A 12,714-nucleotide genomic window follows, 5' to 3' on the forward strand; every position below is an offset into this window, starting at 1 on the left:
AACACGCCCGTTCCGGCAGTCATTCCTGCAATATGAAAAACCAATAAACTTTATCGGGTGGCCGTATAAAGCCATATCCGGCCGGCTGGCAGTTAAGCACAGGACGATGCAGGAAAAACAAGGGATAATGCGGCCAAAAATGCGCATTATTTAAGGAATTACCCATGGAAATTAAGGTCAACTTTCTCGACAAGCTTCGCCTTGAAGCCAAGTTCGATGATTTCACAGTGATCGCGGATCAGCCTGTCCGCTATAAGGGCGATGGCTCTGCACCTGGCCCGTTCGATTACTTTTTAGCTTCATCCGCTTTATGCGCTGCTTACTTCGTGAAGTTGTACTGTGAAACACGCAATATTCCAACCGAGAATATCCGCCTGTCGCAAAACAATATTGTTGACCCGGAAAACCGCTACCAGCAAATTTTTAAGATTCAGGTCGAGCTGCCTGCGGATATTTCTGCCAAAGACCGACTAGGCATTTTGCGCTCTATCGACCGATGTACGGTTAAAAAAGTCGTGCAAACCGGCCCCGGGTTTGTGATTGAAGAAGTAGAGAGCTTAGAAGCAGATGCCCAAGCTTTACTGACCTTAAACACCGACAGCGACGCTGCCACCTATATCGTGGGCAAAGATCTGCCGCTGGAGCAGACCATCGCCAATATGTCCGGCCTGCTGGCCGATCTGGGCATCAAAATTGAAATCGCCTCATGGCGCAATATTGTGCCTAATGTGTGGTCGCTGCATATCCGCGATGCGCACTCGGCCATGTGTTTTACCAATGGCAAGGGCGCCAGCAAGGAAAGCGCGCTGGCCTCAGCGCTGGGCGAGTATATCGAGCGCATCAGCTGCAACCATTTTTACGCAGGCCAATTCTGGGGCGAAGAATTCGCTAATGCAGAATTCGTGCATTACCCGCAAGAGCGCTGGTTTCAGCCCGGCCCTAACAACGCCCTGCCGATTGAAATTCTGGATGACTACTGCCGTGAAATTTACAACCCGGATGGCGAATTACTGGGCACGCATCTGTATGACACCAACTCCGGCAATACTGCGCGCGGCATCTGTTCCTTGCCCTTTGTGCGCCAGTCCGATGGCGAGACGGTGTATTTCCCTTCCAATCTGGTTGAAAACCTTTATGTAAGTAATGGCATGAGCGCCGGCAACACGCTGGCAGAAGCGCAGGTGCAATGCCTTTCAGAGATTTTTGAGCGTGCAGTCAAACGCGAAATTTTAGAAGGCGAAATCACCCTGCCCGATGTGCCGCAGGAAGTGCTGGCGAAATACCCAGGCATTCTGGCCGGGATTGCTGGCCTTGAAGAACAAGGCTTTCCGGTGCTGGTGAAAGATGCATCGCTCGGCGGCGTTTACCCGGTGATGTGCGTCACCCTGATGAACCCGCGTACCGGCGGTGTATTTGCATCCTTCGGCGCGCACCCAAGCCTGGAAGTCGCCTTAGAGCGCAGCCTGACCGAACTGCTGCAAGGCCGCAGCTTTGAAGGCCTCAACGATCTGCCCCGCCCCACTTTTGAAAGCCATGCCTTAACCGAGCCAAATAACTTTGTTGAGCACTTTATTGATTCAAGCGGCATTGTTTCATGGCGCTTTTTCAGTGCCAAATCGAATTACCAATTTGTTGAATGGGATTTCTCCAGCCAGGGGCCAAACGCCAACACCGAAGAAGCCGCGGCCCTGTTCGGCATTCTCAAAGACCTGGGCAAAGAGTCCTATATGGCGGTGTACGATCAGTTAGGCGCTACCGCCTGCCGCATTCTGGTGCCCGCCTATTCAGAGATTTATCTGGTAGAAGATTTAATCTGGGATAACACCAACAAAGCGCTGCTGTTCCGCGAAGATATCCTGAATCTGCACAGGCTGGATAACGCGGCCCTCGCCGCGCTGCTGTATCGGCTGGAAGACAACGAGCTGGGCGATTACTCCAAGGTATCGGATTTAATTGGCATCAAATTTGACGAAAACACAGTGTGGGGCCAGCTGACCGTGCTGGAATTAAAACTGCTGATTAATCTGGCCCTGCAGCGCTTTGAAGACGCGCACGATCTGGTCGGTGCCTTCCTGCAATACAACGACAACACCTTAGATCGCGTGCTGTTTTACCAGGCCCTCAATGCCGTGCTCGACGTATTACTGGATGATGAGCTGGAGCTGGCCGACTACGAAGTCAACTTCCGCCGCATGTTCGGCAACCCACGCATGGACGCAGCCATTGGCTCCGCCAACGGCAGCGTACGTTTCTTCGGACTGACTGAAACCAGCATGAAACTGGAAGGCCTGGATAAGCACCATCGACTGATCGACAGCTACAGAAAACTGCATGCGGCGCGAGGGCGTTTTGTGGCGAAGTCTGCTTAACAGTTTTTTACGCAAAGTAAATCTGAAGCATAACAAAGAAAAACGACCTTCAAAGCTAAACGCTTGAAGGTCGTTTTTTTGCAAAAAATTACAGTTGGAAACTGTATCAGATAAAAATACCAGCCCATTTCAGCTATTTCTCAATACTATTGTCACAAACAACCGTCTCATACCCACTCAGCACCCAATGCTTCAGCCTGTTGCAGTACCGTCTGAATCGCCTCGTCCTGAAAATCAGGCGGATAGCCGTATTTACGCAGAATGCGTTTCACCATAATCCGTAATTTTGCACGCACGCTTTCGCGTTGCGACCAATCCACGCTGATATTTTTTCGCAAATTTTCCGTAAGCTCATGGGCAATGCGTTTGAGCGTTTCGTCCGGCAGCTCACGCACCGCCGATTCATTATTGGCTAGTGCATCATAAAACTTTACTTCGTCTTCTGATAAACCCAAGGCTTCACCACGTACTGCCGCTTCACGGAATTTCTTGGCCATAGCGACCAATTCTTCCATCACTTGTGCGGTTTCGATACTACGATTCTGATAGCGTTTAACCACATCAGTCAGTAGCTCAGAAAACTTCTTTTGCTGCACCACATTACTGGCAAACTTGGATTTGATTTCCCCTTCCAGCAAGCGCTCCAGCAATTCTACAGCTAGGTTCTTCTCAGGCAGATTACACACTTCTGCCAGAAAATCATCGTCCAAGCAAGCCGATGTTGGGTTTTTCGAGGCCAACCGCATCGAAAATATCGACAACTTCATCGCTAACGACCGCTTGGGCAATGATCTGGCGAATCGCCAGCTCTTTTTCGTCGTCGCTGCGTTTCTTATCCGAAATATCGCGTTTGGCCAGCAACACTTTCACTGCCTGCATAAAGGCAATTTCTTCACGAACCGCTTTGGCTTCATCCAGCGTGCAGCACAGGCTAAAAGCTTTGCTCATCTGCAAGGCGTTATCAGCAAAGCGTTTCTTGCCATCAGGCAAGCCCAGGATATGATTAGCTGCACCAGCAAGTAATTTATGAGTACCGGTTTCAAAGTTGCTGTAATCAAAGCCATGCAACATGCCACGCAAAACATCCAGCCTTTCCTCCAGAATCGCCCAAGCCTCTGAGGTATCCACGGTTGGTTTGCCCTTACCGTTGCTGGCAGTGTATTCCTTGAGCGCGGCTTTAAGCTCGTTGGCGATGCCAATGTAATCGACGACCAAGCCGCCTTGCTTATCGTGGAATACGCGATTCACCCGGGCAATGGCTTGCATCAGATTGTGCCCTTTCATGGGCTTATCGATATACAGCGTATGCACGCAAGGCGCATCAAAGCCGGTGAGCCACATATCGCGCACAATCACTAATTGCAAAGGATCATTTGGATCTTTAAAGCGTTTTTCCAGCCGTTTTTTGACTTGCTTAGGGTAGATGTGAGGCCGCAGCATTGCCTTGTCACTGGCCGAGCCGGTCATCACAATTTTGATCGCGCCCAGCTCCGGGTCATCGTTATGCCAATCCGGGCGTAGCTTGATCAGCTCCTTATATAAATGAACGCAAATCTCGCGGCTCATCGCCACAACCATGGCTTTACCCGACTGGCTTTGCTGCCGTGTTTCAAAGTGATTCACTAAATCAGCCGCCACACTGGCAATACGCGGCTCCGCGCCTACAATCCGCTCGAGTGCCGCCCATTTAGATTTAAGCTTGCCTTGCTCGCTTTCTTCTTCATCCTCGGCCAGCTCATCAACGTCATCGTCAATCTGGGCCATTTCATCGACTTTCAGGCTTAATTTTGCTAGCCGCGATTCATAATAAATCGCCACCGTCGCGCCATCTTCTTTGGCCTGTTGCATATCGTAAATATGGATATATTCACCAAATACCGAGCGCGTATCTCTATCCTCGCTAGATACCGGCGTGCCGGTGAACGCCACAAAAGTGGCATTGGGCAGTGCATCACGCAGATGTTGGGCGTAACCGACTTGATAGCTGCTTGTTAAATACGGAGGGCTTGCTTCTTGAGCGACGCCAGCCAGAATGGGGGCTTGGGTAGGCTTTGGCAGGCGTTGTTTGAGTTTTGCTTCAAAACCATATTGCGTGCGGTGTGCCTCATCGGCAATCACCACAATATTGTGCCGGTCTGATAATAGGGGGAAAACGTCTTCATCCTCGCCTGGCGCAAACTTTTGAATGGTGGCAAACACAATCCCGCCAGAGGGGCGGTTACTCAATTTGGCCCGTAAATCTTGCCGGGTACTTACTTGCACTGGCTGCTCACGAAGCAAATCCTGCGCCAAAGAAAACACACCAAACAACTGACCATCCAGATCATTGCGGTCGGTAATCACCACAATGGTCGGGTTTTCCATCGCGGCTTCGCGCATCACGCGCGCGGCAAAGCAGGTCATGGTAATGCTCTTGCCGCTACCCTGTGTATGCCACACCACACCGCCTTTACCCTTACGACCGCCAATCACATCAGGGCGTGAAGCGGCCACCACCTGGCCAATGGCCGAGCGTACGGCATGAAACTGGTGATAGCCGGCGATCTTTTTGATCAGCGTGCCATCGTCTTCAAACAGCACAAAAAAGCGCAGATAATCCAGAAGATATTCCGGCGCAAGAATGCCTCGAATCAGCGTTTCTAATTCATTAAATTGCCCAAGCGGGTCGAGACTCACCCCATCAATCGTACGCCATTGCATATAGCGCTCGGCATTGGCGGATAAAGACCCCATCCGCGCCTCAGACCCATCCGAAATCACCAGAATTTCGTTGTATTGGAATACGTCGGGGATTTGCGCTTTGTAGGTTTGAATCTGCTCAAACGCTTTGTAAATGTCGGCATTCTCATCGGCGGGATTTTTAAGCTCTAGCAATACCAACGGCAAGCCATTCACAAATAAAACAATATCCGGCCTGCGGGTATGTTTTGCGCCTTTCAATGTGTACTGATTAATCGCCAGAAATTCATTTTTGCTAGCTTCTGCAAAATCAATCAACCACACAAAATCACCGCGCGTTTCGCCGTCTTTCTGGTATTGCACTGGCACACCATTCACCAGCAGGCCATGAAAATGCCGATTCGCCGCCAATAAAGCAGGTGTTCCTAAATCCAGCACCTGCTTAAGCGCATCGGCCTGTGCCACTAAAGGAATTAAGGGATTTAATCGTGCAATAGCGGACCGCAGACGTTCAATTAAAACCGGCTGCACATAATCAGCGCGCTCTGCGTCTTTGCCATCGGGCGCAATATCATAGCCACAGAGATAGCGATAACCTGTTTCAACCAGCCAGCTCAGGGCTTCTTGTTCTAATTGGTCTTCGGTCATTAAGGTGATCTGTGTCGATTAAATCGACACATCCTTTGGATGTGTTTAAAAAACAGCAAAAAATCGACAGGTTTTGTTGATGTGTCGATTCAATCGACACATCTCTGCGACGTGTTTGAAAAGCAAAAATCAATGCTGGCTTGTTATGTATAACGGTGCTGGCACTGATATGGCGGTTTGCGTTAAAACATATTATTCATTTATAAACAATGGCTTAATTCTTTTAAGTACCCCTTCTGTATTTTGCGCTAAAGCACTTATTTAGTTGTTTCTGTTCGACCTTGCCCCTCTGCCGCACGATAAGCTTGTTTTTCATGCGTTGGCGTTCTTGGAAATGCCAAAGTAATAAGACGATTTTTTACCATTCTGCTCAGGTATCGCTGACGAAGTCCATCGGAGTTGCGATTAACTAAGGAAGCCAATACAGATAAAGTCATAAATTGATCACGGCATAAAGCGAGTAAAACTCGCTCCATTTGCTCTTGCCCTAATTTAGCCTTGTTTCTGGGCTCATCAGCCAGTGACTCAAGCAAGCTTCGAAATTCTTCGCCTAGTGCATCAAGATCGTCAACGATTGGTGCATCTAAATGTGGACTTAGTAAGCGCCCATGCATATCGCGGCTTGTCCCTGTGCTCATTGATGCAGGATTGCTGGGTTCCAAGTCCAGTGGCAAGTACTCGGAGCGACTTGGCAAGTACTCGGAGCTCCCCACCAAATATTCGGAGCTGCTCCCTATATTAAGAATTGATGGTGATAATAAGGTCGGGCCTACAAATACCTGCTCTGGTGTGGGTAAGGTTTCGCCGGACAAAAAATAAACTGTACCGCGTGATTTTCCATCTGAAAGTAATAAGCCATCACGCACAAGTGCCGCCAACAATAAACTCAAGTCATGCGAATGAGCTCCACAAATTTCGAGTAAACGATTGAGGCTCACCACCCGCTCTAATGCCGCAGTAACCAATATCAGGCGACCTGCCTGATCCAAATCGTCAAATTTATCGCCGAAGCGTTGGCGTAATTGCTCAACAGTATGGATTGGCAACAAATCTGCCATATGCAGCATGAGCAGGGTTTGTTCTGGCTCGTCCTTTTCTTGTAATGCAGGGGGGCGCCAATCGCAACTCCGCCAGCCGCTATAAATTTTGGGTATGCCTGATCCACCACGTTCACCAAGCCCGATCAATAGAAACATTTGATGCAAAATTCGATTCCGGCAATCACTATCTCCACCTCGAATTACCTGTTCAATAGGTAGGCGCAAACCGCCTGGATTTCTAAATCCAAACAGATCAGGGTGCTTTACCACCAGCACCGAGAGACGACCACTGTAATCGGCATGCACCAGTGTATTGACCAACGCCTCACGCAATGCCACATGCACAGGCGTATCGTCTTGCCGCTGACCATCTTTGAGCGCAAATGGCACTTTTAAATCAGCCACTAACTTGCGATACACCCGGCGGTAAAACTCAAACAAATTACCAGTCCAGCTACCGTCCGGCACCAGTCTATCTACCCAGCGCAGCTCGGCTTTCGCCTCTGGTCGTTCCTGATAATCGACAAAATAATTCGGCACGCCCTCTTGGATGGCCAACCAATTACCAAACATCAGCAGCCCAGCCAAGGTTAATCCTTCTTCGCCCGTTTGCCGATCACGCCGCCAACCGCGCAAACTGACCAGAAAATTGAAATCATCCTGCTCCAAATAAGGATGGGCCGGTTTTTCATCGCGCAGCATTTGCCGATAGATGCGCAGACTTTCAGGGTCAATATCCGCCATGCTAAAGCCAGGCAAAATGCGCGCATCACGCTCGTCTTCCATTTGCTCGGCCAACATACGCTTGACGGTTTCATCATCACAATGACGATCCCCTTCATGCAGACGCCGGTAAGTATTGCCCAGTGGTTGCCCGTTCAGATACACCGGTTTCTGCTTTCGGGTCGCTGCTGGAATATTCACGACTAGGATCACCTTGTTATCAATACATGCTTCATACACATGAGCGTCAGATAAAAGGTTTGAGCTGACTTTGGCAGGGTTATTCAAGGTATTAAAGAGATCACCACGCACCTTTGCCGGATTATCTAATCCTGCAATAGTGAATTGCCCTTGTTTTTCACGTACTCCCAACAATACCACTCCACCATAGGCGTTGCTCATCGCTGAATACGTCGGCCAGAAGTCCTTAGGAAGTCCCCCTAGACCATCCCGCCCCTGCGCCAGCTTGCATTCCAGCTCATAAGATTCAGCCAGTAGGCTTAGATCATCTAGCGTGTGTAGATCAAACATCACAGACCTCCGCTTGCATCGCATCGGCATCGGGCAGGCGGAGCTGGCCGGAGATGAGGCGCGGCAGCAGCGTGTCGCGTAGGGTGGCGAGGGTTTGGGCTTGTTGGTGATTAGCCTGAATTTTCTGCTGAATAACACCCACTGACTGGCCAAATACTTCTGCGACCGCAGCATCAGGTACAGCCAGCATGTATCGTCCAAGGACATCGTTTTGTACTCGCTGACGCCCACTAGTGCCAGACATGCTCTGGATTGCAAACTCTCGGAACGCAGGAAAGCGCGATAACAGATACGCATGGTACGGCGGCAACGGCGTTTTTGGCCTCATAACGATAAACTCGGTTGAACCCCAGCCTGTTTCATCCTCTTCCAGAAAATCAACAAAGGCCGTCTTGCCGTTTTCTAAGCATGGCGTAATACGCGCAAGCAGCGTGTCGCCATTGATGAATTTTGTGCCAGAGCCAAACTCTCGATTGATTGCGCTTTCTGCGGTATGCCCGCTAGTACCTACGCTGGCCATATCGAGATACTTTGCCAAAACCCCTTTCTTCAAATTGCGCTTTGGATTGAGCTCGTAAGCTTCATCCAGTGCCTGCCATTCCCACCCCTCCGGCACCAAGCCTTGTGGGGAAGCGGTGAAGGTGGCGGGGAAGAGGGTTTGGAGTTCGGGGGGGAGTAGATCGTCATTCCCGCGTAGGCGGGAATCCAGTGGCACGCCTGGATCCCCGACAAAATCACTCGGGGATGACGCAGGGTTGATCATTTGCTTGGTGCTGGCGTTGGCGTAGACGGGGTCGAAATCAACAAACCACGACTTAAACAAAGCCTGCGCCATCGCCTCCAGAGTCGCATTGGTCTCGCGCAACAAACGAATTCTTTGATCAAACGCTCTTAAAAACCCTGCGATTTCCTGACTTTCTTCCAAGGTTACGATTGGACAAGCAACCGATTCGATTGTTTTCCCGCTTATGTTTACTTGGTTGGCACTTCCAGTTGAATTCGAAACTAGGTATTCCTGAGATTCTTTCTGGCTCAACACATAAAACAAAAAGTCTTTATCAATCGCATCTTTTTGCTTCAGAATCAATCGACCCACTCGCTGATTTATCAGCGCAGTTGGTTCAGAATTCCAAACACGAGCAACACGTCCAACTAGAGACTCAGGTGCACTTGGTCCTGAGCCCGTCATTGAGATCAGAACATCACCAGTTACCGTTTCCCATTTATCACATGAGGCTGCGACTTGCTCACTGACATAAGTGGTGTCGCCATAGTCAACATAACCGTGACGAACATTTTTAATTTTTAAAACGGGTAGAAAGCCACTTGATAAAAAGTCTTGGCTTTTAAATGCATATCCACCTTGTACTGATGCATATTGACCGATAGTCGTCAGCTCAAAAGTCATAGCCTACCCTCTCCGCACCGAAGCGCGCAATCGCCAAAGGTATATCGCCAAAAGCCTTTATAACAATTAAATTCAGAGCAATACCCTTATCTGACACATTACCACTGCGCGACGAATACACCTTTCCAGCTTCCGACTCAGAACTCATACCCCAGCCCTCCCCATTTCTAACGCTACATCCGAGCAAAAGATACGCCTTGCGTCGCCAGCAACAGCAGCAAGGGTATCTAGCCGCAGCGATTGATTAACAATACCTACAACCCTATACCCAAACAATACAAGCGCCGCTGGCGCAATGATTGGCTTATTCATCATCTGGCTCCATATCGCCCTGCAATTCGGCTTCGATTTCGGCGATGCTGGGTAGGCTGGCTTGTAAATCTTCGGGGAGCGAGCGGGTGAGTTGGGTTTCCCATTCGGCCACGCTAATCGGCTGGCTGCTATTGCCCAAAGCGTATTCGACCAGAATCTGATTTTTCTTTCTGACCAACAGCAGACCGAGTGCGGGCTGATCGTCTGGATGAGCGAGCAGGCGATTGACTGCGGTCATATACATGCCCAGTTGTGCGCCATCACCGGGGGTGAATTCGCGGGCTTTCAGTTCGATGACGATATAGCGGCGTAACTTGAGGTGATAGAACAATAAATCCAGATAAAAATCCTGATCGCCCATTTCCAGATGAACTTGTCGCCCGACAAAGGCAAAACCCTGACCGAGTTCAAGTAAGAACTTCTGGATATGATCCATCAGCCCTTGTTCCAGTTCTTTTTCACGGCGCGGTGCGCCGGTGCCTAAAAAATCGAACAGATATGGGTCTTTAAACACCTGGCTGGCCATGTCGGAATCGAGTGGCGGCAAGGTGGCAGGAAAATTATTCTGCGCTTTGCCGTGGCGGGCGATGGCGCGGGATTCGATTTGCATGGCTAAAATATTGCGCGACCAACCGTATTCCAGAGTTTGTTGCGCATACCACAGCCGCTCGGTTTCATCACTGAGCTTCTCTAATAGCGCGATATTGTGATACCAGGTTAATTGTGCAAGCACCGCTTGCACAATGGCCTGATCTGTCCAGGTTGAGGCAAAACTGCGCATATATTTTAGATTGCGCGGTGAAAAACCTTTCATATCCGGAAAAGCCAAGCGCAAATCGTGAGCCAGCCGGTCGATAACCCGTGCGCCCCAGCCTTCATCCTGCTGTTTATTGAGGATGTGTTGGCCGATTTCCCAGTACAACAGCACCATGGCCGAATTACTCGCCAAGACCACACGCAAGCGCTCCCTGCCTATACGTTGCTTGAGTTCATTTAAAGTGATGGCATAGCTATCAGGCATTTCAATCGATTCGGCTGGCACAGGGAAACTAGCAGTACGGTCGACTTTGCCTCGCTGTTTGCGCTGATCTGCTTGATCAGAACTCATATCCTAAGCCTCCCAGTTTCTGGCGAATCAGCTGGTCGAGTTCCGCACCTTTGGCCATTTGCTCGCCGAGCTTTTCAGTCAGCGCAGTCATCTTGGTCGCAAAATCTTCGTCGTTGTCTTCCACTTCTTCCGCGCCAACGTAGCGGCCGGGGGTGAGGACGTGGCCGTGTTCGGCAATTTCAGCGAGTTTGACGCTGCGGCAGAAGCCGGGGATGTCCTGGTATTCGGTGATGGTTTCATCTGGCGCAGAAATCCCCCCTGGCCCCCCTTTTTCAAAGGGGGGAACTGATGCAGTGGCTTGAATCAATGTAATGGTTTTAGCCTCCCCCTTTGGCAAAGGGGGATTGAGGGGGATTTTGCCTGCTGAGCCGCGCCAAGCCTTCACCAGATTAGCGATGCGGGTAATCGCCTCGTCATCCAGCTCGCATTGCACGCGTGAAATCATTTTGCCGAGCTTGCGGGCGTCGATGAACAGCACTTCGCCTTGGCGCGTGGTTTTGTTTTTGGCCAAGAACCACAGGCAGGCTGGGATTTGGGTGTTGAAGAACAGCTGGCCGGGCAGCGCAATCATCACTTCCACCACGTCGGCATCCACCATGGCGCGGCGGATGTCGCCCTCGCTGTTCTGGCTGGACGACATCGAGCCATTGGCCAGCACAATGCCAGCGCGGCCATCGGATTTAAGATGGTAGAGCATATGCTGCAGCCAAGCATAGTTGGCGTTGCCTTGCGGCGGCGTGCCGTACACCCAGCGCGAATCGCCTTCCAGAGAGCCATGCCACCAGTCGCTGATATTAAATGGCGGGTTGGCAAGGATGTAATCGGCGCGCAGGTCGGGGTGCTGGTTTTTGGTAAAGGTGTCGCCCGGCTCACGGCCAAGGTTGAAGTCGATGCCACGAATGGCGAGGTTCATCGCCGCCAGGCGCCAGGTCGTCGGGTTAGATTCCTGCCCATAAATAGATACATCACCGAGCTGCCCCCCATGAGCCTCGATAAATTTTTCTGATTGCACAAACATGCCGCCCGAGCCGCAGCAGGGGTCATAAACCTTGCCCTGATGCGGGTCGAGCACGGCGACCAGTGTTTTAACAATGGATTGCGGCGTGTAGAACTGCCCGCCTTTTTTACCTTCGGCACAGGCAAACTGGCCGAGGAAGTATTCATACACTTGCCCCAGAATATCGCGGGCTTTGCCTTGGTCTTCGCCAAAGCCGATGGTCGAAATCAAATCAACCAATTCGCCGAGCTTGCCATCAGGTAAAGGCGCGCGGGCGTAGCGTTTATCCAGAATCCCTTTCAGGCTGGGGTTTTCCTGCTCCAAAATCGCCAGTGCGTCATCAATACGCTTGCCAATATCGGCCTGCTTGGCGTTAGCACGCAACGCTTCCCAGCGCGCGCCTTCTGGCACCCAAAATACATTCACTTCTTTGTAGTAATCGCGGTCTTCCAGCTCTTCGGCCAGTAATTCATCGTCGCTATCGTGCAGGAAGTAATCGTCATTTTCATCCGCAAAGCGGCGCGTGAGTTCAGCGCGGCGGGCAGAGAAAGAATCCGAAATAAATTTCAGAAAAATCATGCCAAGCGCGATGTGCTTGTATTCCGCTGCATCAACATTGGCGCGCAGCTTATCCGCGGCCGACCAGAGGGTTTTTTGGATATCTTGGAGCATGTTTAATTATTCTTTATGTCTAGCGAAAGGTTGCGTCAGATTATAACTGGCAAAGCACAGTATGAAGCGAGGATCTACAAGGATTTAGACCGAATTCAAAGTAAGCGCTCAGCCCTCCCACCTAGCCAGCTGCTTTAGCCTTCGTTATCTTGTGGGTTCTGATCTTTAACAAATGGCAGCAGCTCGTCAATTCGGCTATTGGGCCAAGTCGGGAGTTTTTCTAATGT

General features: G+C 50.5%; 7 protein-coding genes. 1 reads left to right on the top strand and 6 read right to left on the bottom strand.

Annotated elements, in window-relative coordinates; all coding sequences use genetic code 11:
• Positions 1–164: 164 nt before the first annotated feature.
• Positions 165–2,369 (top strand): OsmC domain/YcaO domain-containing protein, encoded by a 2,205-nt coding sequence (locus CSQ88_RS15115; RefSeq protein ID WP_099398921.1) that lies wholly within the window; start codon positions 165–167, stop codon positions 2,367–2,369.
• Between the two features lie 167 nt (positions 2,370–2,536).
• On the opposite strand, the gene CSQ88_RS23435 is transcribed toward CSQ88_RS15115, so the two are convergent.
• The 6 genes from CSQ88_RS23435 to CSQ88_RS15140 form a co-directional block, all read right to left on the bottom strand.
• Positions 2,537–3,079, bottom strand: a complete 543-nt coding sequence (locus CSQ88_RS23435; RefSeq protein WP_257212623.1) for a DUF3387 domain-containing protein — start codon at positions 3,077–3,079, stop codon at positions 2,537–2,539.
• On the bottom strand, positions 3,069–5,696 hold the full coding sequence (locus tag CSQ88_RS15120; RefSeq protein WP_257212624.1) for a type I restriction endonuclease subunit R: 2,628 nt from the start codon (positions 5,694–5,696) through the stop codon (positions 3,069–3,071). Before CSQ88_RS15120 ends, CSQ88_RS23435 begins: the two co-directional genes overlap by 11 nt.
• Before the next feature lie 257 nt (positions 5,697–5,953).
• Positions 5,954–7,990 (bottom strand): RNA-binding domain-containing protein, encoded by a 2,037-nt coding sequence (locus CSQ88_RS15125; protein ID WP_180273673.1) that lies wholly within the window; start codon positions 7,988–7,990, stop codon positions 5,954–5,956.
• Positions 7,983–9,398: a restriction endonuclease subunit S gene (locus CSQ88_RS15130; RefSeq protein ID WP_099398923.1), complete on the bottom strand. Its 1,416-nt coding sequence runs from the start codon at positions 9,396–9,398 to the stop codon at positions 7,983–7,985. Before CSQ88_RS15130 ends, CSQ88_RS15125 begins: the two co-directional genes overlap by 8 nt.
• A 304-nt stretch (positions 9,399–9,702) precedes the next feature.
• Positions 9,703–10,818, bottom strand: coding sequence for a YhcG family protein (locus CSQ88_RS15135; RefSeq protein WP_218963111.1), 1,116 nt, complete (start codon positions 10,816–10,818; stop codon positions 9,703–9,705).
• The gene (locus tag CSQ88_RS15140) at positions 10,808–12,487 is read right to left on the bottom strand and encodes a class I SAM-dependent DNA methyltransferase (RefSeq protein WP_099398924.1); all 1,680 of its coding nucleotides are present in this window, start codon (positions 12,485–12,487) and stop codon (positions 10,808–10,810) included. The genes CSQ88_RS15135 and CSQ88_RS15140 overlap by 11 nt, the downstream gene beginning before the upstream one ends.
• Positions 12,488–12,714 lie beyond the last annotated feature (227 nt).

The organism is Iodobacter sp. BJB302 (genome assembly GCF_002735645.1).
GTDB lineage: Bacteria > Pseudomonadota > Gammaproteobacteria > Burkholderiales > Chitinibacteraceae > Iodobacter.

Bases quoted from the DNA above. Each gene is read 5' to 3' on its own strand.
- CSQ88_RS15115 (WP_099398921.1), top strand. From the start codon at position 165: ATGGAAATTAAGGTCAACTTTCTCGACAAGCTTCGCCTTGAAGCCAAG.
- CSQ88_RS15120 (WP_257212624.1), bottom strand. From the start codon at position 5,696: ATGACCGAAGACCAATTAGAACAAGAAGCCCTGAGCTGGCTGGTTGAA.
- CSQ88_RS15125 (WP_180273673.1), bottom strand. From the start codon at position 7,990: ATGTTTGATCTACACACGCTAGATGATCTAAGCCTACTGGCTGAATCT.
- CSQ88_RS15130 (WP_099398923.1), bottom strand. From the start codon at position 9,398: ATGACTTTTGAGCTGACGACTATCGGTCAATATGCATCAGTACAAGGT.
- CSQ88_RS15135 (WP_218963111.1), bottom strand. From the start codon at position 10,818: ATGAGTTCTGATCAAGCAGATCAGCGCAAACAGCGAGGCAAAGTCGAC.
- CSQ88_RS15140 (WP_099398924.1), bottom strand. From the start codon at position 12,487: ATGCTCCAAGATATCCAAAAAACCCTCTGGTCGGCCGCGGATAAGCTG.